Origin of the sequence: Paenibacillus terrigena DSM 21567, from assembly GCF_000374845.1 — a bacterium.
Lineage (GTDB): Bacteria > Bacillota > Bacilli > Paenibacillales > Paenibacillaceae > Paenibacillus_K > Paenibacillus_K terrigena.
This window is the reverse complement of the sequence record NZ_KB895412.1, coordinates 714,845-738,786: the sequence shown is the minus strand read 5'-3', so window position 1 is coordinate 738,786 and position 23,942 is coordinate 714,845. Positions and strand designations below refer to the sequence as shown.

Annotated in this window: 22 protein-coding genes; 1 reads left to right on the top strand and 21 read right to left on the bottom strand. The window is 46.1% G+C overall.

The genetic code is table 11. The annotated features are described in order from the left end of the window. Positions 1-52: 52 nt before the first annotated feature. From C558_RS0103380 to C558_RS0103315, 14 genes are all read right to left on the bottom strand, one after another. Positions 53-3,391 (bottom strand): NPCBM/NEW2 domain-containing protein, encoded by a 3,339-nt coding sequence (locus tag C558_RS0103380; protein ID WP_018754819.1) that lies wholly within the window; start codon positions 3,389-3,391, stop codon positions 53-55. 293 nt (positions 3,392-3,684) lie between these two features. Further along, positions 3,685-4,764 carry a Gfo/Idh/MocA family protein gene (locus C558_RS0103375; protein ID WP_018754818.1) on the bottom strand — a complete coding sequence of 360 codons (1,080 nt, stop codon included), beginning with the start codon at positions 4,762-4,764 and terminating at the stop codon, positions 3,685-3,687. Positions 4,765-4,996: 232 nt separating this feature from the next. Beyond that, positions 4,997-5,947: a sugar phosphate isomerase/epimerase family protein gene (locus C558_RS0103370; protein WP_018754817.1), complete on the bottom strand. Its 951-nt coding sequence runs from the start codon at positions 5,945-5,947 to the stop codon at positions 4,997-4,999. 2 nt (positions 5,948-5,949) lie between these two features. Then, positions 5,950-6,708, bottom strand: coding sequence for an HAD family hydrolase (locus C558_RS0103365; protein WP_018754816.1), 759 nt, complete (start codon positions 6,706-6,708; stop codon positions 5,950-5,952). Next, positions 6,705-7,496 carry a DeoR/GlpR family DNA-binding transcription regulator gene (locus tag C558_RS0103360; RefSeq protein WP_018754815.1) on the bottom strand — a complete coding sequence of 264 codons (792 nt, stop codon included), beginning with the start codon at positions 7,494-7,496 and terminating at the stop codon, positions 6,705-6,707. Before C558_RS0103360 ends, C558_RS0103365 begins: the two co-directional genes overlap by 4 nt. 12 nt (positions 7,497-7,508) lie before the next feature. Beyond that, entirely contained in the window at positions 7,509-8,531 is a 1,023-nt protein-coding gene (locus C558_RS0103355) for an ABC transporter ATP-binding protein (RefSeq protein WP_018754814.1), read from the bottom strand. Continuing rightward, the gene (locus C558_RS30260; protein WP_018754813.1) at positions 8,528-9,337 is read right to left on the bottom strand and encodes an ABC transporter permease; all 810 of its coding nucleotides are present in this window, start codon (positions 9,335-9,337) and stop codon (positions 8,528-8,530) included. The genes C558_RS0103355 and C558_RS30260 overlap by 4 nt, the downstream gene beginning before the upstream one ends. Next, entirely contained in the window at positions 9,334-10,182 is an 849-nt protein-coding gene (locus C558_RS0103345) for an ABC transporter permease (RefSeq protein WP_018754812.1), read from the bottom strand. The genes C558_RS30260 and C558_RS0103345 overlap by 4 nt, the downstream gene beginning before the upstream one ends. A gap of 21 nt (positions 10,183-10,203) precedes the next feature. Further along, positions 10,204-11,307 carry an ABC transporter substrate-binding protein gene (locus C558_RS0103340; RefSeq protein WP_018754811.1) on the bottom strand — a complete coding sequence of 368 codons (1,104 nt, stop codon included), beginning with the start codon at positions 11,305-11,307 and terminating at the stop codon, positions 10,204-10,206. A gap of 262 nt (positions 11,308-11,569) precedes the next feature. Beyond that, positions 11,570-12,874 carry an ABC transporter permease gene (locus C558_RS0103335; protein WP_018754810.1) on the bottom strand — a complete coding sequence of 435 codons (1,305 nt, stop codon included), beginning with the start codon at positions 12,872-12,874 and terminating at the stop codon, positions 11,570-11,572. Beyond that, positions 12,867-13,769: an ABC transporter ATP-binding protein gene (locus tag C558_RS0103330; protein WP_018754809.1), complete on the bottom strand. Its 903-nt coding sequence runs from the start codon at positions 13,767-13,769 to the stop codon at positions 12,867-12,869. Before C558_RS0103330 ends, C558_RS0103335 begins: the two co-directional genes overlap by 8 nt. Before the next feature lie 40 nt (positions 13,770-13,809). Continuing rightward, positions 13,810-14,706, bottom strand: coding sequence for an ATP-binding cassette domain-containing protein (locus C558_RS0103325; RefSeq protein WP_018754808.1), 897 nt, complete (start codon positions 14,704-14,706; stop codon positions 13,810-13,812). 37 nt (positions 14,707-14,743) lie between these two features. Then, positions 14,744-15,133, bottom strand: coding sequence for a GntR family transcriptional regulator (locus tag C558_RS0103320; protein ID WP_018754807.1), 390 nt, complete (start codon positions 15,131-15,133; stop codon positions 14,744-14,746). A gap of 43 nt (positions 15,134-15,176) precedes the next feature. Then, positions 15,177-15,899, bottom strand: coding sequence for a hypothetical protein (locus C558_RS0103315; RefSeq protein WP_018754806.1), 723 nt, complete (start codon positions 15,897-15,899; stop codon positions 15,177-15,179). A gap of 386 nt (positions 15,900-16,285) precedes the next feature. On the opposite strand from C558_RS0103315, the gene C558_RS0103310 reads away from it, so the two are divergent. Beyond that, a complete protein-coding gene (locus tag C558_RS0103310; RefSeq protein ID WP_018754805.1) occupies positions 16,286-17,671 on the top strand; it encodes a peptide MFS transporter in 1,386 nt (461 codons plus the stop codon). Positions 17,672-17,819: 148 nt separating this feature from the next. Here the strand turns inward: C558_RS0103310 and C558_RS0103305 are convergent, their stop codons facing one another. The 7 genes from C558_RS0103305 to C558_RS0103275 form a co-directional block, all read right to left on the bottom strand. Further along, the gene (locus C558_RS0103305; RefSeq protein ID WP_018754804.1) at positions 17,820-18,284 is read right to left on the bottom strand and encodes a DUF420 domain-containing protein; all 465 of its coding nucleotides are present in this window, start codon (positions 18,282-18,284) and stop codon (positions 17,820-17,822) included. A 29-nt stretch (positions 18,285-18,313) separates the two neighbouring features. Continuing rightward, entirely contained in the window at positions 18,314-19,222 is a 909-nt protein-coding gene (ctaG, locus tag C558_RS0103300) for a cytochrome c oxidase assembly factor CtaG (protein WP_018754803.1), read from the bottom strand. Between the two features lie 99 nt (positions 19,223-19,321). Further along, positions 19,322-19,639 carry a cytochrome C oxidase subunit IV family protein gene (locus C558_RS0103295; protein ID WP_018754802.1) on the bottom strand — a complete coding sequence of 106 codons (318 nt, stop codon included), beginning with the start codon at positions 19,637-19,639 and terminating at the stop codon, positions 19,322-19,324. A gap of 3 nt (positions 19,640-19,642) precedes the next feature. Continuing rightward, entirely contained in the window at positions 19,643-20,263 is a 621-nt protein-coding gene (locus C558_RS0103290) for a cytochrome (ubi)quinol oxidase subunit III (protein WP_018754801.1), read from the bottom strand. Then, a complete protein-coding gene (gene ctaD, locus C558_RS0103285) occupies positions 20,260-22,110 on the bottom strand; it encodes a cytochrome c oxidase subunit I (RefSeq protein ID WP_051106831.1) in 1,851 nt (616 codons plus the stop codon). The genes C558_RS0103290 and ctaD overlap by 4 nt, the downstream gene beginning before the upstream one ends. Before the next feature lie 47 nt (positions 22,111-22,157). Continuing rightward, entirely contained in the window at positions 22,158-23,192 is a 1,035-nt protein-coding gene (gene coxB, locus C558_RS0103280) for a cytochrome c oxidase subunit II (protein ID WP_018754799.1), read from the bottom strand. A gap of 420 nt (positions 23,193-23,612) precedes the next feature. Next, the gene (locus tag C558_RS0103275; protein ID WP_018754798.1) at positions 23,613-23,792 is read right to left on the bottom strand and encodes a hypothetical protein; all 180 of its coding nucleotides are present in this window, start codon (positions 23,790-23,792) and stop codon (positions 23,613-23,615) included. Positions 23,793-23,942: the final 150 nt, after the last annotated feature.

Sequence of the window (23,942 nt, the reverse complement as noted above, 5' to 3'; positions counted from 1 at the left end):
ACGATCAAAGAGGGAGCACCTTTTCCTTGTTCAGACCGAGTTGCTATGTGTGTTATTTCAGCAGCCTTGCATTGGCCCAATCCGCATGGTCGCTGTTGATCCCGTCTCCCGCATCGCTTACAGTAAGCATCAATTGGTTAACGCCTGCTACACTTACGTCGATGGATTGGGTCGCACTTGTCGGATTCATCGTCTGGCTGTCGAATATTTTGCTGCCGTCTGCCCATACCTGAAATACGACCGTTGCATTCGCTCCAACCTCATCATCAACCCCTATATCCGATTGAAATTTTGTATATTGTCCGTTCAGGTTGTATGTAATATTGCTTACGGCATGGGTTCCGAGTCCTTTGGCGTAGGTTGTTCCGTTCAGGGTTAACGTATTTCCATCCACGCTCTTATCCTTCTGTACCGTCCCCCAACCTGCTGTTGCAGATTCCCAGGTAAGATCGCTCAAAAAAACTGTTTCTGGCTGCTGCGTGCCCTGTGTGGTTATATCTACCGTATTGCTGGCAGCAGACAAGTTACCAGCCGCATCCTTCGCTTTTACCGTAAAGCTATAAGTTGTTCCTGCAGTAAGTCCTATAACCTGAAAGCTTGTCGTTGTTGACGTACCAGCTAACGTATTCCCATTGTATATCTGATAGCCCGATACTCCTACATTATCGTTAGATGCTGTCCAGTTGAGCGCTGCACTATTCTGAGTGATATGACTTGCAGCAAGATTCGTAGGCGCCGTCGGTGCCTGCGTATCGGAGCCATTTCGGAAGAGCTCAGCATTAGCCCAGTCAGCATGGTCATGACTATTGCCGTCTCCGGCATCGGTAACCGTAAGCAGCAATTGGTTGACTCCTGCTACACTAATGTCAATGGATTGGGTTGCGCTTGTTGGTGTCATCGTCTGGCTGTCAAATAGTTTGTTGCCGTCTCCCCATACCTGGAAAACGACGGTACCACCGACCGTACTCTCATCGTCAACCCCAACGTCTGAGGTAAATCTTGCATATTTTCCATTTAGGTTATAGGTAATACAGCTTGCGGCATGGGTTCCAATTCCTTTGGCATAGGTAGTTCCGTTCAGCGTGATCGTATTTTCCCCCACGCTCTTATCCTTTTGCACCGTTCCCCAGCCTGCTGTTGCTGATAACCAGTTCAGATCGCTCAAAAAAACCTGCGGCAAAATCGGTGTCGTTACATCTACCGCATTGCTGGCAGCAGACGCATTACCAGCTGCATCCTTCGCTTTAACGGTGAAGGTATAGGAGGCGCCATCCGCAGCAAGACCTGTAACCGTGTAGTTGGTAGAGGTTGTGCTCCCGATGACGGTTGAGCCGCTGTAAATATCATAGCCGGTTACCCCGACGTCGTCCGTGGATGCCGTCCAATTCAGCTGCGCACTGTTTTGGGTTACATTGCTTGCTTTCAAGTTGATAGGCGCTGTCGGAGGTGTATAATCTATCATTTGAGGTCCGACACGATATGTTTCCCCGTTGTTCACCTGCACCTCAACGTAGGATATCGTTTGACCGTAGAGTGATTTCGTTTGAGCCGTAAATGGGGTTCCATTAACATAAATCGTGGCATGGGTTCCATAGAATTGAGCTTCCCACGTTATGGCACCGCCTGAATTGTTCGTCAATGTAGAGTTTGTAAGTCCATTATGTTTGATGTTGAGATCGTTTGCTCCAACCTTGATATGGTTCACTTCCACCCATGGTACATCGGCGGTAAGACGTGATACGGTAGCCACTTTGTGTGCAGGGGCATCCGGCTGAACGCCCATCATGCCGACCATGATATTGCTTATCGCGGTGAAAGCAACCTCCGGATAGGTATCTTTTTGAGTCAAAATTTTGCTTAACCAGGCCCAGCCCTCTGCATATCTGTTGTAATTGTAGTACATCTCTGGAAGATAGGTGGTGGCTTCGACATTCATGCTGTCATCGTTCGCACTAATGTAATCCAGATACGTATTTGTTCGTGGACCAAAGTCGCCAAGCCCTTTCAGCGGCATGAAAAAGCTGTTCTCCTGACCCCAGTCACTCTTGGGGCGACCACTTCCATCGATCCCTCGTATATACCGACCGGTAGATGCATCAAACCAGTGTGCCTCATAATAGGCTTTCAAACGGTCCGCACGGTTTTTCCAGAGCGTGCTGCCGTCCGTATCTCCTTTAGCCTTCAGTATTTGCGAATACGCTAGCAGCGATTGGTATTCCAATGCAAGAGAATCGCCGGCAGAAACAAGTCTGTTCGCAGTATCTTGCGGAGTATGTTCATAGTAAGTAGACGTGAATTCACCTGGCTTCATCTTCACAACAGGCTGTTCAATGGATGGATTGGCTTCATTCCAGACGACACCATGATCGGTGAGGAATGGTCCAACGGTAGAATCATAGTAAGCAGACAAGGTCGGATCGTTGATCCACTTGGAATCTCCCGTCCAAAGATATTGTTGATAGGCCTTATGCATGACATCAAAAGGTGACGGCAATTCTCTAAATCCCGTACCATCCATGTAATACATGATGCCATAGGAACTATGCGCCCACAGCGGCCAGCCATTCTGGCCCGGTAATGTGATATCGCCGGCAAATGTCTTCATCATATTAAAGGTTTCATCGCCCAAACCGAGCAAGTGCCCTGCATCCGACTGATGCGAAATATCTCGATTATAAAAGCTTTCACGGTTCAAGTAGGCTCCCCAATAGCCGGGTGTGAGGGTGGTGTGCGTAGAGTCAGTAAGCCGCCACCATTCAGACTCGTGTCCCAGCATCGGGTTGCCAGGGTAAAAGGTGAGGCCAAGTGCCCGATTTTTCGCCCAGTTAAAACCGTTGTTTAGAACAGCGTTCGGAGAATTAAGGGCTAACGTGCTTGTAGGCGGCCCTTGATACGTCTGAACGGTCAACTTGTCAACACGCGCTGCTTCACTGGTAGACACAGCCGTCAACTTGATGACATCACCCGAACTAAGTGTAACCTTGCTGGATGTATGGTTATCGATGTTACGCGGGTCTGTATAATCTGGGCCGTTTCTTTGCGAAGAGCCCCATTGATCAACGGTGCTGCCGTTGATTGCGATCGTATAACTGACTCCACTCGGGACCTGCCCGACAAAACGCGTAATGATATCATAAGTACCGGATGTACCGTTAAATACCGTACTGGCCGAACTTGTCTGACCTACTGCGCCTTGAACAAATGTCATCGTTTCGAGGGGCTGATGATTGATATAGTTCATGTATGTCACGGTATCTGTCGTGAAATTCGTTAACGCCATGTTTTCAGCTTCAAAAACGTACTGTCCTGCCGTAGCAGAAGCAGTAACATGAAAACTAAAAGTACCGGCCATTAATGTCATGATTAGAACCAATATTGAAAAACGACGCATTTTCTTCAGCTCCTTTTTTAAGTCATACCGTTATTAGCACAACAAGAAGGAATCACTTCGTCTACGTTTACACGCACCTACCCCCATTTCCACAAGTTTGGTTATAACCCTTATTTTGTTAAAATCAATCCTGCAAAAACTATTCTAGAGCATGCTCTTTACGAGTAAAATGCACAAAACTGACCTCCAGAGGTGGATAATACTGAACATCCACCCCCTAGTTAATCGCCATGCGTGACACACCAAAAAAGCCAGTTAGATCAAGATCTGATCTAACTGGCTTTGAAAGATTGCTATTTGTTCGAGACATACGTATCGAAGTCTTTAATCACTTCACGGGTACGCCCCGCTTCAAAGATGTTCTCAATCAAATTCAGCACACGGAGTACTTCGTGGTTCTTCACGATCGGTTCCGCTGTACCTTGCACCACAGCTGCAAAGTTATCATAGAAGCTGCTCGCATGCTCAAAGGCTGCTGGCAAGGTTGTTGTGATCGTTGCTTCCTCGGAAGGCGGAGCCATCGTCTTCGTCAGCCCCACACCGGCTTGGATCGGCTTCGGTTCTACTTTACCCACTTCATTGTTGCGAACGACAGCACGTCCTTTGAGCGACCAATCTTCGATGACGGCCGTTCCCTCCGTACCTTTCACATACCAGCGTGGAAGTGTAATGAAATTGGTCGTACCCACTTCAACAATGGCCGTTACACCATTCTCGAATTCAAGGATGGCATCAAATCCGTCATCGACTTCATCGCCCAGAATAAAGCTGAGGCGACTCGATACGCTAGTAATTTTGCTATCAATCATGAATAAAAACTGATCTAGTAGATGAACGCCCCAATCAAGCAGCATCCCGCCGCCATGCGCTTCCAAATGGCGCCAGTCCCCAGGAATACCATTCGCACCATGTACTCTTGATTCAATCTGGAACAAATCACCGATCGTTCTCTTATCGTACATGGCTTTAATGATGCGGAAGTCCTCGTCCCAACGGCGGTTCTGATGTACCATGAGTACGCGTCCCGTCTCTTCTGAAACCGCCATCATTTCTTCAAATTCTTCGGCATATATCGTGACAGGCTTCTCACAGATGACATGTTTGCCGTGCTTCATAGCCGCGATAGCCAGTTCTTTATGAACATCATTCGGCGTAGCGATCAGAATAACATCCACGGCCGCATCGTTTAATACTTCTTCATAGCTTGCATACGCTGGATATCCATCCTGCTCTGAAGCCGCTTGACGCTCCGGCAGGACATCATACGTTCCTGTGACCTTCAGACGCGGATTTCCAGCAATCAAATGTTTCGCATGGTAGCTTCCCATGCCGCCATAGCCGACGATCACAATAGAAATGGTGTTTGAGCTCAAGATTTCCCCTTCTTCCTTTCGCTCTTAGCAGCGATATAATTTGAAAACTTCATACCTCTATCGTAAAGGATTAGAATCGCGGTTAAAATGAATTATCTCTATAAAACATGAACTATCCTGTTATTTTTATCGTTGAACTTCCTACCAGTCGAATCATAGCAAAAAGCCTGCTAGATCCTTAATCGGTCTAACAGGCAGCGAAGAACGTTCATTTTTGAGATCCATCCCTTTTTCATCGACAATACTTATCTCTTAACGACAACGTATACTTAACGGATTGCTCCGTACCCTTCTCTTGATCTTCAATCATTTGCTCCAATAGTTCTTCAGGCGGATAGTAATAATCCAACGGTTTAATCAGGCTTAATGGATATGGAGGCTGCTCAACCTTAAACGCGCCTTCACCGACCTGCGATACTCCCCCTGTTCCGGACTCTCTTTTGAAAGAAACAGCATAAGGAAAACACATCTCCACATTAATGCGGGTTAAGGTCGATTGGTCAACAAGTATTTTGAAGCATGCTTCCGTATCAATATGGCCCGTTCCCACCGGAACACCACATACGCGGTAATCCTCGCCATCATGAATAATGATGTGGTCTTTAAAATGGGTCGTAAATGCATATGGTGCCAATGCCCTGACAGCCTCAACCGGATCTTCCCATGCCATCATCCCGTTGCCGATATCGCAGTGAGCGCCGACCCAAGGACTGTTCACCTTCTTGATAATTTGAATGACTTCATCCGCAAGTTCTTCCTCATGGTTCTCCACAGCCAGTCGAATTCTGTATTTCTTCAGCAACGGGACAAGCTGTGCAATGTCTTGCGGAGCTCTACTCAATTGATCCGGATCAAATCCGTCCGTGCACACGTAAGTCCGAATGACGTCGGCTCCTATTTGATGAGCAGCTTCAATCACTTGCGTTAAATACCCCGGATCCGTTCCTCGCGTATCGATTTCAGCAAAAAATCCGTATTTCCGGATTTCGTTGCTGACTTTCGCCAAATATTCGGGATCAAATGATTCCAGAACTCCCCATCCCGGCAGCCCCGGCCAAGGATTAATATTCAGCATGACCCCGTCTAATCCCAATTCGGCTGTCTTGCGGATAAATTGAAATACATCCATGCGGCCTGAAATGAACTGCAGGTGATAACTTTCCGTTTCCAACCCAATTTTCATGATCACGCCTCCTTATTCTGCCAAATTAATCCACCATTCTCCGTAACGATATCCCCGACTGAATCTATGATGAGATCCGCTAGTCCGCTCAGCTGGCTAGTTCCGCTGACACCGGAGAGAACACCGATCGCGAGTCCCGCCGAACCGTTTCTTGCAAATTGAAGATCGACAACCGTATCGCCGGCAACAGCCACTTCTTCAGCGCTGATATTCGCAATCTCGCAAAATGCTTGAATCATGCTTGGATTTGGCTTTTTCTCGAAATAATCCGATGTGCCGATAAAATCAAAATAACTTTGAATGCCGATCTTATCCAAAAAGAACTTCGTAGAATCTCTATCATCCGCTGTTGCGATGCCTATTTTTATACCATGCCGGCGGAGCTGCACAAGTAAACCCGGCAAATCGGCTGTCGGCTTTAGATTGTCCCGGTTGGCTTTGATTAAGCTGAAAAGCTCTTCTGTCATCCAATCTAACAGCCCATTCAGCTTCTCCTGACTCACATCCACGTTTATAAGCACCTTAACAAACGCGCCGTACATATCCTGTGTCGTGCCGCTGGCAAGAAATCCACGGGGATCGACTTCATTTTCATGAAGACCGATCGAAAAGAGCAAATCATTCTTCAGTTCAGGGCAATAGGTGATTTCTAGCTTTTCAAACAAACGATCCACTAGCTGCGTGGCCACCAAGACCCAACTGGAGTAAAAATCCATTAAAGTTCCGTCTTTGTCAAATAAAATCCCTTTAATCTGTTTCACTTGATTGTCTCCTCATCCGCCGTAATCCATTCAACATTCTCCAAGGAAGGGCTCCACGATTGCGGCGCTTGTTGGTCACATACGATAACGTTTATCTGGTCAAGCTGCGCGAATTTGCACAATGCTTCTGCACCGATCTTGAAATGATCCGCAAGGATAATTTTCTCCTTTGCGACCTGAATCATCTTGGCCGATATCGACGATTCTTCTAGCGAATATTCCATAACACCTGCAAGCGAGAGACCTCCCGGCGAAATAAAAGCTTTATTGACACAAAACAGATCCAGCATTTTCTCACAAACAGATCCATAGGTCGAATACTGTTCCTCATTCAATTCCCCACCTATTAAAATCACTTTTCCGTGAAATAAACCTTGATTTAATGAGTCCATGAGCGTATGTGACGTAGGTACGGAATTGGTTAGAATCGTTACTCGATTGACGCCGCGGAGCGCATGAGCCATCTCCAGGATCGTTGTCCCTCCCCCCATGACGATGGTGTCTCCGTCTCTGACCAGTTGAACGGCTTTCTGGGCTATCTTCTTCTTGCTTTCTAGACTGACACTTTTCCGCTGATAGAACGGGGGTTCTCCCAACTGATAATTGATTTTGACGGCGCCGCCATGTACACGCCTAAGCAATCCTTCCTTCTCCAGCATATCAAGGTCACGTCTGATCGTTTCCATGGATACGTCAATGAGCTTAGCTAATTCCGCTGCGTTCACTTTCCCGTAAGCCTGCAATCGATCAAGAATTAAGTTTTTACGTTCTATCGACAGAACCGACATATCAATCACCTTCTATTCTAGTAAGTTACATTCATCTTCCGAGAGCCATACCTTAATGAACAACCCCTCATCCAAAGCGCTTTTTTGAGGTACATTCAGTTCGTCCACCCATAAGGTTATATCCTGTGCCTGGATCGTGTAACGCCGTACATTGCCACGGATGGTCATATTGCGGATGATCCCTGAGATCCACATACCGGACTTCTGCTGCTCGGATAACGAGTCATGCGGATGCAGTTCCATAACCTCCGGTCGAATGGCATAGTTGCCCGATTTGAAAGAATGTCCCGTCATACAGTTAAGTTCCTGACTCGTAAATACGTTATAGCTGCCAATAAATCTAGCGACGAACTCATTCTTTGGCGATGCGTAAATGTCTTCCGGCTTGCCCTGACGAACAATTTCCCCGCCATTCATAATAAAAATGCGGTCGGAAATCGTCATCGCTTCTTCCTGGTCATGCGTAACGAAAATCATCGTCATTTTCAATTCCCGCTGAATGTTTCGCAGTTCGATTTGCAGGCTTTTCCTGATTTTGGCATCCAGCGCACTTAGCGGCTCATCCAAAAGCAGAATGTCCGGTTCTGTAACAAGCGCTCTCGCAAGCGCTACACGCTGCTGTTGACCGCCGGACAATTGGTGCGGATAGGAAGATGCTTTATCGGACATATGGATTAACTCGATAATATGTTTTACCTTGTCGGTAATCTCTTTTCGAGGCCATTTTCGCATTTTAAGACCGAAGGCAATGTTATCGAAGACGGTCATATTAGGGAACAGCGCATAAGATTGAAAAACCATGCCCACATTTCTAAATTGCGGCGGGAGGTGGGAAATATCGTTCCCGTTAACGTTGATCGTCCCGCCGTCCAGCTTTTCCAGACCGGCGATGGAACGGAGCAGCGTACTCTTCCCGCAGCCGCTTGGTCCAAGCAGGGTAACCAATTCACCTTTTTCAATCTGTAGAGATACTTGCTTCAGTACGGTAGAATCTGCATATTGCTTAAACGCCTGATCGATTTGGACGTAGCTCATGATATCTTCTCCTTGATTTCTTCTGTCTTCCCAAAACGCCTGCCTAATCTCAGCATCATCCAAGAAATCGCCGCCACTGTAAGGAAGTACGTAATCACAATACTGCTAGCTAAGTGGCCGTTTTCATTCAAACGTCTCATTAAATAAACTTGAATCGTTTCATAGTATCCACCGATTAGAAAATTGGCTAGAACGAATTCACCGATCAGGATCGAGAACGATAATAGAGCGGATAAGAGAATGCCCGTTACCATGTTAGGCATGATGACGAATGCAAAACCCTTGATTTTGCTCGCGCCAAGCACCTCAGCGGCTTCCATCAGCCTTTTCGCGTCAATCGTGCGCAGATTGTTTCGGATACCTTGATACATATAAGGAAGAACCAGTACATAATACGCTCCGATTAAGATCCAGATCGTCCCGGACAAGATGATCGGCCCGCTGGAGTACACCTTGATCAACCCTACGGCAGCAACCACACCAGGAACGGCGAAGGGGATCATCACAAGCGCCTGCAGGACTCGCTCCATTTTAGGCAAATACATGAATACGACAAAAGTGGCGGTCGCCATCGTAACTACACTTAAAACAAGGGTTATACCAGAGATGAGAAGCGTTCGCCCGACTGCTTGTAAAAATCGGGGATCCGTGTACAAATTCTCATACGCACTGAACGTATACGATACCGGCAGAATCGTGTTATGCCATTCTTTGGCAATCGAATACAAGAACGTTGCCGCGAGCGGCAAGAAGAGATATAGAAAGACCACCGAAATGATAATGATATGCACCCATTTTTTCTTCATCGCAAGTCTCTCCTGAATCGCCGCATCATTCGTTCATTACACCACATCGCGACAACCATCATCGTTCCTAAAATTACAGCGAGCGCGCTGCCGAGTTGAGGTCTTGTGACAACATCCCCCGCTACGAGCGCGCCGATGCGGATGGGCAGCAAATTATAGCTGCCCCCTACTAACGCATAAGCTGTTGCATAGGCGCCCATGGCATTGGCAAGTAGAATGCTGAATGTACCGACTATGCTGGGAATCATGACAGGGAGTCCGATTCGCAGCCAAAATTGAAAAGCCGATGCTCCGAGCAACGAAGCGGATTCACGCCAATGTTTATGAATACCGGAATAGGCCGGGTATAGAAGCAATATAGCTAAAGGTACTTGAAAATAAACATATACAGCCACCAAACCGCTCCAACTGTATAAATTGAATGAATCCGTGATGTTCCATCCCCACTCTTTAAAAAGGAGCGTAAACACGCCGCTGTTACCGAGCAAAATAATAAAAGCAAAGGCCAGCGGCACGCCGGAAAAATTAGACGTTAAATTCGAGAAGGTCACCAGCATGGACTGGATCTTTGCAGGCATTCGCGTCATGGAATAGGAGGCGGCGATTGCGATCGCCATACCGATGCAGCTCGCATATACAGAAATGAGCAGGCTGTTCAGCATTCCTTTTGTATAATAAGGATTGGTTAAAGCCGTAATATACTGTTTGAACGTATATGTGACCCCATCATCAGCAAGAAAGCTGTCGCGGATCATAGCAGTCAGAGGTAGCAGCTCGAACCCGACGATCAGCAGAGCAAATGGAAGCAGCGCAATGACAGCGAACAGCGTAACTTTATGATTCATTCGGACAAACCTCACTTCTCGTTACTTAATGTTAACCAAAACTTGTTCTTCCCACATTTGCGGCAATTGCTTGGCTGTTTCATCCCATGATTTAAAATCCGTGATCGGCTTCGCATTTGTATACTGTTCGCTCGGAATCAGCTTCTTGGCGACATCTTCCGGCAATTTGACATTGCTGCGAATCGGACGAGCGTAGCCTTTGGCTAGATTGATCTGTCCTTCGTCACTCAGAATATATTCTCGGGCAAGCTTCGCGGCATTCGGATGTGGCGCATACTTGTTAAGGATCGTTGCATAACCGCCAATGACGCTGCCTTCCTTCATGATGTTGACGTCGAACCGGCTCGGATCGATTTGGTCTTTAAAGCCCAAAGATACAAAATCCCAAAGAATCGCAACTTGCACTTCCCCTTTTTCCAAATCGGCTTTGGTTACGTCTTTGGTAACCAATCTGTTCTGCTCGGCCAATTTCGCAAAAAAGTCCAATCCAGGCTGAATGTTGCCCTCATTACCCCCGTGCGCGATCGCCGCTGCCAGTACGCCCATCTGTGCTTGTGAAGACTTAGTAACATCCGGGATCTGAACTTTATAATCGCCCTTTGCGATGTCGTCCCATGTTTTTGGCGGATTTTTCACTTGCGATTTATCAACAAGTACGGAGATTGTCCCTTGATAACCAACCAGCCAGTGGCCGTCCTTATCCTTCGCCCAATCCGGAATCTCGTTCCAGTAAGAAGTTTTATAAGGCATGGTCACGCCCTTTTGCACGGCGATCGGACCGAATGCCATGCCTACATCCCCGATATCCGCCGTTGGGTTGTTTTTCTCAGCATCGAATTTGGCGATTTCCTCTGAACTTGTCAAATCCGTATCCGAATGCGTTAAACTGTATTTGGAAGTGATATTGCCCCACGTTTCTTTCCAGTTGGCCCAGTCATCAGGCATCCCGACACTGACAATTTTGCCTTCCTGCTTAGCCAGCTTTTGAATCTCTTCCAAAGTCTGTTCTTTGGCCGGTGCCGGAGTGCTCGATGGAGCGGATTGTTGAGGCGTACCGCACGCCGAGATGCTCAAAGCCATCAAGCTGATCATTAAGGCAGACTTCAATGAAAGATGTTTTTTCACAATGAATTCCTCCGTATTTTGGTTATTTGTGTGTTTAAGTTGTTTTTAAGGACAATTTGATTGTAGAATCGCAATGTTTTCAACAAATCAACTGAACGTAAATATTTTGTAAAGAAAAAAAGATTACTTCTCCCCCATTTCTCATCCATGGGAAAAGTAATCTTTAATACTTGAATACACTATGTCAATATTTAAAGCCAACAAAAAGGACAGGCCGAATGCAATCATTCGTCTGTCCTCTCTCTACTATAAACCTATCACCTTAAATCTTATACGCCTTCATCGCTTTGCGAAGCTCTTTCCACGATGGACGTTTGCCGTACATCAGTACACCCGTGCGATAGATCTTCGCAGAGAGCCAGCCGAAGATGAAGATCGCTACAAGCAAAAGGACGATCGAGAGCCATACTTCCCAGTAAGCCACCTCACCAAGACCAAGACGCAAGATCATCGAGGTTGGCGACGTGAACGGAATGAAGGATGCGACCTTCACCAGCATCGTGTTCGGTGTCGCTAGGCTGAACATACTGATGTAGAATGACGCCAGTGATAACAGTGTAATCGGCATGATTGCCTGACCAAGGTCTTCCGTACGGCTGACCATTGAACCAACCGCTGCGAACAGCACCGCGAACAAGAAGTAGCCTAGAATATAGAATACAAGTCCATAGATTAAGAGCATCGGGTCAATTTGCGACATATCAATATGGGCTTCTTTTAAGACCGCGACGTTATGCGGCAAGTTTACGTTCACTGCGACAGCAGCGACGAAAACGGCAATCTGCGTAAGACCGACGAGGAACATCCCCATCACTTTCCCGAACATTTGCGATAACGGCGACACACTTGTAATCAAGATCTCCATGATGCGCGAGCTCTTCTCTGCCGTAACTTCCGCTGCAATCATATTACCGGTCATGTAAGCCGTCATGAAGAACAAGAACAACATCACATACACCAGGATATTCGCAGCAATCTTCTGTTCCTCCGTCTGATTCGTTCCAGCATTGCCTTCACTTACAGCGACCTGCTCCAGACTCATCGTGATTGGTTCAGACAACTGCTTCTTCTGCGCATCGGTAAGGGAATCCGCCACGATGAAGTCCGTCTTCACCGAGCCAAGTGCGGTCTCGAGCGATTTCGTCGTCGAATCTCCAGTTACTCGGATATTGCTAGATTTGTAGATGAATTTCGGAAATTCTCCCGCTTTCCCTTCGCTTGCGACCAAATACCCTGCAATTTTCTTCGCTGCAAGATCCTGCTTCAGCTTCGCTTCGTCCGTTGCCGGATCACCCGAACCATCATTTACTTGAATGGACAATTTGGAGTCTGACTGCTTCTTATAATATGCCTGTAATGCAGGTGCGACCCCTTCTGTGTCATTGACCATAGCGACGACTTCCGCTTTTGCCGGGCCGCCTTCGTCTTTATTGAACAGCGACATCACATAGAAACTATTGATCCCTGCCGTCACGAGTAATATGAGAATGATTGTCGTGACGATGAACGATTTTGTTTTTACTTTATTTTTAAAGGTAAACCCTACGATTGTCTTCATATTACTCATGACGCTCACCCACCGCCTTAATAAAGATTTGGTTCAACGTCGGTTCCACCACTTCGAAGCGATTCACCGTGCGCTGCTGCATCGCCGTTCTAAGAATCTCCTGCGCTGCTTGCTCATCCGAAATGCCAATCTTGTAGCCCGTCTCTAGGCGATCCACCTTCGTAACACCTGCAATTTGCTGGAGCCCAGTCACTTCTCCATCTGTTCCAAGCATGACACTCTCACGCGGGAATTGGCTTTTGATTTCTTTCAGATTCCCTTGGAGCACCGTGTTCGACTTATGCAGGATCGTGATGTTCTGGCATAGCTCTTCGACATGCTCCATGCGATGCGTCGAGAACAGAATGCTCGCTCCTTCGTCGCGAACCTCTTTGACCGTCTCCTTTAACAGCTCCACATTGACCGGATCGAGACCACTAAACGCTTCATCCATAATGATGATTTGTGGCTTATGAATCACCGCCGCGATAAACTGCATTTTCTGCTGATTTCCTTTGGATAACTCTTCGATCTTCTTATCGTAATATTCTGGTACGTTGAAGCGATCTAGCCAATACTTCAAGCTGCGGTCGGCATCCGCCTTCGACATCCCGCGCAGTTGTGCCAAATAAACGAGCTGCTCACTGACTTTAATCTTCGGGTACAATCCCCGTTCTTCCGGCAAATAACCCATCAAACGGTTCAGTTCCTTGCTATATCCCTTCCCGTTATAGCGAATGTTGCCCTCATCAGGATAGATTAGACCTAGCACCATCCGCATCGTCGTGGTCTTCCCCGCACCATTGGCACCTAAAAGCCCATAAATTTCGCCTCGGCCCACTTCAAGATTGATCTGATTCACCGCACGTTTGTCCCCATAAACTTTAACCACTTGTTCCACTTGCAATGCATTCATCCCATTAACCTCCTCATCCGAATCCTTCTAAAAAATATACTTAAGATTGCTGAATCAAATACGTTAAAATTTCATCCAACTCCACGCCACCGGTACGAAGTACACGAAGCCCAGCTTGCTCTAGCGCCATCTCAGTCATCGAGACATCTAACGTTACAATTTTAACAACATTCCGGCTTTCATTCTCCAGCGCCATCACACCGCCAAGCCGTCTTAACGATACCCGATCCACCACTTCTGGCGAAGCTTCTACCCACAAAGCCTTCCAGTCATCAATCAGTTGGTCCTTCTCATATCTACCCAGCAATTTCCCTTTGTGCATAAACACAACATAATCGGCTAATCGTTTGACTTCATCGATGATATGTGAGGCTAGAATAACAGCACGATCTCCACGATCCATATACGCTCTAATCTCATCTAACATGAACTTCCATGACAAAGGGTCTAATCCGGAAGAAGGCTCATCCAGCAGCAGTAATTCCGGCTCATGGACAAATCCGATAATGAACTCACACTTCCTGCGGGTTCCCTTAGACATTTTGCCGAACCGCTGCTTCGGATCGATCTCGAACACGTCAACCATTCGTTCATAGAGCGCCTGGTTCCATGTTGGATACCAATATTTCATTTCTGTGACGATCCGCTCGAGCGTATCTGCATTCTGATCGTTCCATGACTTCTCCATCACATAGCCAATTCGTTTCTTTAACTCCCACTGATGTTCTCCTGCAAGCGTATGACCAAGCAGTTCAATCTGCCCTTGATCGGGATGGACGAGCTGCATCATCATATTCATCAAGGTGCTCTTCCCTGAACCATTGGACCCTACGATTGCGGTCACATAGCCGCTCGGAAAGTCCAGATCCATCGGCCCAATCTGGAGCGTCCCTCGCTCCTTCACAATGCCTTTCATACGAACAACCATATTTTCCATGCGCTCACCCCATATTCAATCATTGCATTTTTTGCCGTTATCCCTTATATTTCGCATCTAATACTTCTTTGAAAATCGCCTTGAGATCTTCCTTCGTACATTGTACCTGCATGCCAACATCCACGGCCGATTCCATCGCCTCAACTACCGCTGTTCTACGATGTCTGTCTCGTTCATCGGATCCAACCTTGGCTACAAAGGTTCCTGTGCCTTGCTTTGTACGCAGCAGCCCTTCAGATTCAAGATCTTGATAGACGCGACGGACGGTGATCACACTGCATTTCAGATCATTCGCGAACTCTCGGATCGATGGCAGCAGTGTCCCTTCCTCCACTTGGCCGCTTAAGATCAATGACCGAAGCTGCACTTCAATCTGGTGGTACAAAGGCTCTGCACTATTCTCATTTATCTGAATGGGGATCCACACCTTCCCACCTCTTCTCTTCCGAATCTCTTGTTATGGCTTATGGCTACATTAGGTCTCGTATCTTCAACTTCCGTCTGACGGCGGTCAAGGATATATACATAGCCAACCAACTTGCTATGACCATGATGATTGGCGTTAACACCGGACTTTGCTTCGCGATGTCTACCGTGAACACCATTACGCTAACTTTGGCGAACCAACAAATGAGAGCTGCGGCGACGTTGCAGACCATCATGACGATCGTTACCATGAGATATCTTTTGCCGCTTTGCGTTAGTTCGGAATAAATATATACCGCCGATACCAATACTGCATATCCTAACCACATCACTGCATAACTTATATATTGTGCCAAGGTCATGCCATCAAATACTCGCTCCGCGAACAGATACTGTACGGTAAAAAATATCGTTCCGTTCACGGCTAACGGTATAATCATCTCGATAATCCGGCTGGCTATCATGGCTTCGAACGAAATCGGCATCGTACGCAAATGCGCCAGATTTACGGTATAGGAATCGTCTCGATGATAGTTGATCGATTTCTTGTTGAAGAAAAAACCGAATATGGGTACAAGCGTTAAGAAATAGAAATCAATGAAGACGTATGCGAGCGACGGTTCCTTATCTATCGCATGAATGCCACGAGTCAGTGGAATCGCCATCAGCGTAATATAGGCAATCATGATGAACGAGAATAGATTTCTATACCTTAATCCCCCATATTCCATTTTCGTTAAAAACCATGCATCTCGTATGACTTGCACGTATATCATCCTCTCAAGCATTTGACTAAGTAATTTATGTTTCATCAGTGTTTATACTGTATATATCTTTATACACAGTATATAGTGTGCTTATCGCACTGTCAACACTTTCCACCACACTTTTGATCCATAATTTTTCGTTCCATTTTCAATAATTTATGTAAACGAATTCATTCCTTTCACAGCAAGGGGTTTCTTATTCCCTATGCAAGAAACCTCTATTCAAGATTTATGGTATTCCAAAGTTTAAACTTAAATGGGTGTGATGCATCGCCTTGACTGCTGATCATAAAACCAACTAAAATCGATAACTATAACTAAACATTAAATTTAATGCACTAAAGATATAATGTCTTACTGTATACAGACGAAACGGAGGAACCATCTTGACCACCCTACAAAACGACCTTCCTCATCATGCACACAAGGAAAAGCATCCACCAGGCTTATATATTCTGTTCTTCACCGAGATGTGGGAACGGTTCAGTTACTATGGCATGCGGGCGATGCTCGTCCTCTATTTGACTGCAGCATTCATTAGCGGCGGGCTGGGGTTCTCCGAGAGCTCTGCGATCTCTGTCTATGGATTCTTTACTGGCGCCTGTTATTTCACGCCGCTACTAGGCGGATATTTAACCGACCGGTATCTAGGCCGTCGCAAAGCGATCACGATCGGTGGTATAGCTATTGCACTCGGCAACTTTGCTTTGTTCGCTTCACAGAGTGTTCCCGCCTTGTATAGCGGTCTGGCGCTAATTATTATTGGGAACGGCTTCTTCAAGCCAAATATCTCTACCCTTGTCGGGGATTTGTATCCGAAGAACGACCGACGTATCGACTCGGCCTACACGATTTTCTATATGGGGATTAATGTAGGGTCACTCATCTCTCCACTCATCTGCGGCTATCTTGCCGAGAATTATTTCAAGACGAACATGATGGATACGATCGTATATGGCTACAAATACGGATTCCTTGCATCCAGTATTGGAATGGTTATTGGGCAGATTATTTTCAATATTCTCGCTCCGCGTTACCTAGGTGATCTCGGTACGAAGCCTGTAAGCGATATGGCTGCCATCAACAAGGGCGGGAAGAAATCCACTGCCCCATTAACGCCAAAAGAGAAGCAGCGGACTACGGTAATCCTAATCATTACCTGCTTCGTGATTTTCTTCTGGGCCGGATTTGAACAAGCTGGCAGCTTGCTCACCTTGTATACGAATCAATTTATCGATAAGACGATCTTCGGCTGGGAGGTTCCTACCGCTTGGTTCCAGTCGATCAATCCGTTATTCGTCATCCTGCTTGCTCCCGTTGTATCAATGCTCTGGATGAAGCTGTCTCAGCGCAAACGCGGCGACCTTAATATCCCGACGAAAATGGGTCTTGGCATGATCTTACTTGGTGTCGGTTACACCGTATTAATCCTTGCCGTGCTACGTACAGGCAGCGATAGTGAACATATCGTGCAGAAGGCGAACATTCTATTTATTATTGCAACATATTTCTTCCATACGGTTGGGGAACTCTTCCTGTCCCCTGTCGGACTATCACTCGTGAACAAGATCGCACCCGTCAAGCTCACTTCGCTGCTCATGGGAGTATGGCTTGCGAGTACGGGGATCGCAAACATCGTCGGTGGACAATTCGCATCCAAGATCAATACACTCGGATACTTCAATGTATTCAGCACAATTGGCGGCCTATCCATTGTTCTCGGTATCATCCTCTTATTGCTATCGAAAACATTAACTCGAATGGCCGAATAAATACCCCACAAAGTGGTGCTTTGACTTCGAAGCGATTCAGTTACTTTGCGGGGACCCCAGAAACTTATATTCGCTTATACAAAAAGCCGATGAGCTCTTGCAATGCAAGAATTCATCGGCTTTATTACCTTGGAACACTTATTCTTTTCTAGAAACCAAAAATGGCATCAATCACAGGTTTAGTGTGACCACCTGGATAGAGAACATACAGTAGCACATAGACCGCAACGCCTGTAATCGCTGTAAAGAACCAAGTAACAGCCGTGACGCGCCCCCATTTGCGGTGCTTCCCGAAATTCTTCTTGAATGCCAAGGTGAGTGTCGTTAGACCGAACACCGCAGCCACTGTTGCAAGCGTAATGTGGAAGATCAAGAACACCTGATAATATAATTTCAGATCATCTGGCCCACCCCATGCCGTATTACCAACAAAGACCGTACGCGACATGTAGATGATGAAGAACAACAACGCCGCAATCGCTCCAGCGATCATCGTCTTCTCATGTTCCTTCCGCTTGCCCTTAATAATCTGTACCCAACCGATCGCGACGAGTATCGCACTAATCACAATAAAACTTGTACTAATCGTCGGAAAAATCGTAAAAATATCCACGCAAACCCTCCGTTCTACTCCTCATCACCTTATGCTTTATTCCAATTCTCCGAGCCCATGATCGGTAGTTCGTCCATATCATCGTCCCGGCTTTCTCTTCTTACCCAATGATAGAAAATATAAGCCAGTGCTGATCCGTTCACAAGCTCCTGAATGAACTTCATCATGATGCCGCCCACTTGTTGATCTTGCATCGGATCTAAGATATTAAAGAACGTAGGCCCATCGAACAACTCGAGCAGAACCTTCGGATCGCCCGAGAAGCAATATCCCATGGCCTGAGCCCATACATTCGGATCATTATACGTCGCATACATCGGTTCTCCAGCGAAAATAATCAAAGCACAAGCCGGTGTAATTAAGACACTATTCACAAAGATATACGCCATCTTACTAACATCCTGCAGCTTGCCACCTGGAATCGGGCTGAGAATTGGCCACCACATCATCATCGAGGTAATTAATAATACCACATAATAGATCCGATGGACTACAAAATGAAGCATGACATAATCGTGAACAGCGGGAACATGATAGAGTGAGAACAGCGCATTGAACAGCACTGCGGTGAAAATGGGATGCATTAAAAACTTCAATTTATGCAGCGGGCGATAGCGGAATACCGAGCGCCATAACCACGTTGGAATTCCAAGTATAATGAGCGGTGGCACAATAATATAAGATAATGCCATCGCGAGCATGTGGAACGTGAACATCAAATGGCTTAAGAAATTGACCGGACCACCTTGCGCCAAATAGAATAACACCATCCCAGCTACAAAACATACTTTCTGCCCTAACTTCGTTGTCCCTTCTTCGGTAAATCGAGTACGAAGCGGACCAATGATCACAAAATATGCAGCTGTAATCACGATCATAAGCATTAAAAACCAAGGACTCCATAAATCCGAGAAGCTAAAATATTCTAAGCCGAGCATACCTTGATCCCTCCTTAATTGAACGGACACTGCCGTCCGAGAGGGACGGGCTTCATCCATGAAAAGAGGGGCAGCAATGACTGCCCCCCTCTACTTATTTTACCACCAAACCCAATATACGGCCATGATAATAGCTGTAAAGGCAATCAAAGCTCCGCCAAAAAGGAAAATGATTGGCATCAAATGCCCGCGGTCTTTCATGTGCATCCAGTAAGCCAATTGAACAATGACTTGCAGGACAGCCATCACGATAATGATGATGTACGTAAATGTCTTGTTCACTTCTCCTGCCATCACCGCTGCGAAGGCGATTAAGGTCAGAACAATGGAGAAAATAAATGCTACGATATGTTTTCCAGGTCCCTCGTGGCGATGACGGTGCTTCGCCGAGTCAGAAGCGGAATGCTGTGTTGACATTCGTTAGCCCACCTTTCCCATCAAGTAAACAACTGTGAAGATGAATACCCACACGACATCGATAAAGTGCCAGTAGATACCTGCTACATAAATTTTAGGGGCGGTTACGACCGTTAACCCTTTTTTGAAAATTTGAGCAATGAGAATTCCGATCCATACAACCCCGAATGCTACGTGAGCACCGTGGAAACCAACTAGCGTATAGAACGAAGAACTGAATGCGCTTGTCGTAAATTTATGCCCTTCATGCACATACTCGAAGAACTCATAAATCTCTAGACCCAAGAACCCTAATCCAAGAATAACAGTAACGATCAACCAATTGATCATTGCTTTGACATTGTGACGATGAAGCGCTTGGGTAGCGAATACGCTCGTCAAACTACTCGTTAAGAGTATGAACGTAGCCAGAGCCACTGTCGGTAATTGGAACAACTCTGTTCCCGGTTTACCGTCTGCGATCTGATCGCGAAGGGCAAGGAACGTCGCGAACAAAGTTCCGAACAATACCGATTCCCCGCCGAGGAACAACCAGAATCCAAGGACTTTGTTGCGTCCTTCCAGGGTCGCCTTCTCCGGCTCATGAGGCAATTGGCCGTCTAAATGTTCTGCGTGCGAACTCATGCTTTAACCCCCTTATCTTCAAGCTCCTCCGGTTCAATATGCCAACCATGATCATCAAATACGGAACGTAAGAACATACCGCCGAATGTAATAACCAAACCGAGAATTGCAACGATATAATTGTTGAACAACATGCCTACGAAGCTGCTTGCGAACTCATCCTTCGCGAACATGAATCCAAAGCCTGCGATGAACAATCCAACCGACATCATGAATGGAATAATCGATGGTGAAGGCATATGGATCGAACCAACAGGCTCAGCTGCTGGAACTTCCTTATTACCCGCCATTTTTTCTTTCCAGTAAGCATCCAAACCACGCACGAGCGGCGTTTGTTTGAAGTTATATTCCGGTGCAGGAGAAGGAATCGTCCACTCTAAAGTACGACCATCTACCCAAGGATCGTTTGGTGCATTTTTCGGCTTCGCAGCTGTAACCGCGATGTTGATCAAGAATGCGATCGTACCTACACCCATCAAGAACGCGCCGATGGTGCTGATTAAGTTCATCGTATCAAAACCTTGGTTCGGCAAGTACGTGAACACGCGACGCGGCATCCCCATTAAGCCCAAGAAATGTTGAATAAAGAATGTCATATGGAACCCGACAAAGAATGTCCAGAACGTCAACTGACCAAGCTTCTCGTTCAATACGCGTCCGAACATTTTCGGCCACCAGTAGAACAAACCTGAGAATAGTCCGAATACGAGACCACCGACGATAACGTAATGGAAATGCGCTACGACGAAGTAGGAATCGTGGTACTGGAAGTCAGCTGGCGCAGATGCAAGCATAACCCCTGTGACCCCACCCATGACGAATGTTGGGATAAATCCAATAGCGAACAAACTTGACGTATTGAATGTTAACTGACCACCCCATAGCGTGAACAACCAGTTAAAGATCTTAATCCCTGTTGGTACGGCAATGAGCATCGTCGCAATTGAGAACAATGCGTTCGCTACAGGTCCTAGACCTGCCGTGAACATGTGATGGGCCCATACCATGAATCCTAAGAACCCGATTAAAATCGTCGCGAATACCATGGAGCTGTATCCGAACAACCGTTTTCTTGAGAACGTTGAGATAACTTCTGAAATAATACCGAATGCCGGCAAAATCAGGATATATACTTCAGGATGGCCAAAGATCCAGAAGATATGCTCCCATAGCACTGCGTTACCGCCATTGGCGATTTCGAAAAAATTCGCACCGAATAGGCGGTCAAATGTAAGTAGAACCAAACCTACAGTAATCGCAGGGAATGCGAACAAGATCAATGCTGAAGTAATGAATACCGCCCATGTAAACATCGGCATACGCATGAAGGTCATGCCTGGCGCACGCATGTTAATGATGGTAACGAGGAAGTTAATCCCACCGAGCAACGTACCGATACCGGCAATCTGCAACCCGATGGAGTAGAAATCCACCCCGTGGTGGTTACTGTATGTATTACTTGCAAGCGGCATATACGACGTCCAACCTGCATCTGGTGCTCCGCCAACCAACCAGCTCAAGTTCAAGAGCAAGCCGCCGAAGAAGAATGTCCAGAATCCGAGTGAGTTCAAGAACGGGAACGCTACGTCACGCGCACCGATCTGAAGCGGAATAATCGCATTCATCAAGGCGAAGATGATTGGCATGACCGCAAGGAAGATCATTGTCGTTCCGTGCATCGTGATCAATTCATTAAATGTCTGTGCGGATACAAAATCCATTTTCGGCTGCATCAACTGAATCCGAATGAGAATCGCTTCAATACCGCCGATTAGAAAGAACAATCCGCCGGCGATAAGATACAGAATACCGATTTTCTTATGGTCAACGGTTGTGAGCCAATCCATTAACCCGTGATACCTTTTTACCGAATGAGCCAAGGTTATTGCCTCCCTTACTTCCCGTTGTCATATTGTAATTTATAATTCGCAAGATACTTCGAAATGCCATCCAATTCTTCTGGTGTCAAAGTAACTTTAGGCATTTTGGAGCCTGGTTTTACTTTCACTGGATCTTTAATCCATGTCTTCAAGTTCTCTTCAACAGGCGCCTCATCATTCAGTAATACACCAGCAACCGCTTGTTTATTACCAATGCCTGTTAAGTTCGGACCAAGTGTGCCGCCTTTATCCCCTACAGCATGGCAAGAAAGACATTTCTTCTCGAATGTTGCTGCGAGCGCAGGATCTTGAGGCAATACAGCTGGAGCCTTCATTTCTTGAACCCATGCATCGAATTTCGCTTCATCTACTGCTTTGACTTTAAAATCCATCAAGGCATGAGACTGACCGCATAACTCCGCGCATTTCCCACGGTAAACGCCAGCTTTTGGCGCTTCAAAGTACATTTTATTCGTATTACCTTCAGGGTTGGTATCGATCTTACCGAACAAAGATGGAACCCAGAATGAGTGAAGCACGTCAACCGTGTTTAATTGAAGAGAAATTTTCTTCGTCGTCGGAATCACAAGTTCTTGACCGGTCTTAATTCCGAGCTGAGGATAGTCAAATTCCCACCAATATTGGTGCGAGGTGACCTTCACCTGAATCGCATTCTTATCCTTCGTGTAATCCTGTGCAAACTCAAACACGTACTTGACGGTAGGCACAACAAGAATCACCAATAGGATGATCGGAATTACGGTCCAAATGATCTCCAATTTGTGACTGCCTTCGACTTGTTTCGGTATTTCCGTCTGCCCTGGGCGTCTACGGAAGCGAATGAGCACGTAGGCTAAGATCAAGAACACGATCACGACTACGACGGTCATCATACCAATTGATAATTTCATTAAATCATATTGCTTCTCTGCAATAGGTCCTTGCGGCTGTAACGTAGACAGATCCGCACGGCCGCAAGCCGAAAGTAAAAGCGTCAAACCTGCCAAAATTGGAAGGAGCCGCTTTACTGCATGCCACCGATTCATCATTGATCAACCCCACTTTTTACATTTTCATAGATTGCGACGTTCCCCAAAATAAGCAATCTACGTGCTTTAACACGGATGCTAATCGCTTGTCAATTAACAGTATCACGTAATTAACTATAATTTCCGGGGGAATTTTTGTCAATGTTTATACACCAGTTCACAAATTGTTCTAAAAGTCAGAAAAGTCGCACCACTACGCGATTTGTATGCGCTTTCAATATATTTTCGTTCCGCTTTCACAACACCTAGACCCCTCCGTTTTGACTCCAAATTCTTCCGTAATCCACCACATCACAACACTTTATCGACACACTTCGCGAAAACCTGAAATCGAATTTTACATTATATAGGTATATGCAAATTTCACAAAAAAAACCGCCTGTACGAATGTTTTCATTCGCGTAGGCGGTCTGTATTTGATTAAGACTGTAGTTTTACCAATTCATGTTCAACAATCGTGGTCAGCTCTTCTTCATAGCCTCCCATAATATGGTACTTTCGGATATATTCTTTCACAAACTTACGAGGATCTTTAGGTCGGAAAATACGTGCCATTTCTTTAATACTTTCCCTTACTTCATTGTGTCCCTTCGTTGCCATGAAAAATTCCCTCCCAAAGCTTTGTAGACATGCTCCGTTTTAGAGAACGCGGAAAAGATTCACCATTTCCACATATTACGTTTTTTATTGGAAAAACCCTCCTAAAGAATATTATATCATAACCATGCCAAGTTTACAGTGGATTATAAA

What these genes read in the sequence shown, in the direction of transcription:
- C558_RS0103330 (WP_018754809.1), bottom strand. Translation starts at nt 13,769, where the DNA reads ATGAATGCATTGCAAGTGGAACAAGTGGTTAAAGTTTATGGGGACAAA.
- C558_RS30260 (WP_018754813.1), bottom strand. Translation starts at nt 9,337, where the DNA reads ATGAAGAAAAAATGGGTGCATATCATTATCATTTCGGTGGTCTTTCTA.
- C558_RS0103325 (WP_018754808.1), bottom strand. Translation starts at nt 14,706, where the DNA reads ATGGAAAATATGGTTGTTCGTATGAAAGGCATTGTGAAGGAGCGAGGG.
- ctaG (WP_018754803.1), bottom strand. Translation starts at nt 19,222, where the DNA reads ATGCTCGGCTTAGAATATTTTAGCTTCTCGGATTTATGGAGTCCTTGG.
- coxB (WP_018754799.1), bottom strand. Translation starts at nt 23,192, where the DNA reads ATGATGAATCGGTGGCATGCAGTAAAGCGGCTCCTTCCAATTTTGGCA.
- C558_RS0103360 (WP_018754815.1), bottom strand. Translation starts at nt 7,496, where the DNA reads ATGTCGGTTCTGTCGATAGAACGTAAAAACTTAATTCTTGATCGATTG.
- C558_RS0103355 (WP_018754814.1), bottom strand. Translation starts at nt 8,531, where the DNA reads ATGAGCTACGTCCAAATCGATCAGGCGTTTAAGCAATATGCAGATTCT.
- C558_RS0103295 (WP_018754802.1), bottom strand. Translation starts at nt 19,639, where the DNA reads ATGTCAACACAGCATTCCGCTTCTGACTCGGCGAAGCACCGTCATCGC.
- C558_RS0103380 (WP_018754819.1), bottom strand. Translation starts at nt 3,391, where the DNA reads ATGCGTCGTTTTTCAATATTGGTTCTAATCATGACATTAATGGCCGGT.
- C558_RS0103275 (WP_018754798.1), bottom strand. Translation starts at nt 23,792, where the DNA reads ATGGCAACGAAGGGACACAATGAAGTAAGGGAAAGTATTAAAGAAATG.
- C558_RS0103335 (WP_018754810.1), bottom strand. Translation starts at nt 12,874, where the DNA reads ATGAGTAATATGAAGACAATCGTAGGGTTTACCTTTAAAAATAAAGTA.
- C558_RS0103345 (WP_018754812.1), bottom strand. Translation starts at nt 10,182, where the DNA reads ATGAATCATAAAGTTACGCTGTTCGCTGTCATTGCGCTGCTTCCATTT.
- ctaD (WP_051106831.1), bottom strand. Translation starts at nt 22,110, where the DNA reads ATGGATTGGCTCACAACCGTTGACCATAAGAAAATCGGTATTCTGTAT.
- C558_RS0103370 (WP_018754817.1), bottom strand. Translation starts at nt 5,947, where the DNA reads ATGAAAATTGGGTTGGAAACGGAAAGTTATCACCTGCAGTTCATTTCA.
- C558_RS0103290 (WP_018754801.1), bottom strand. Translation starts at nt 20,263, where the DNA reads ATGAGTTCGCACGCAGAACATTTAGACGGCCAATTGCCTCATGAGCCG.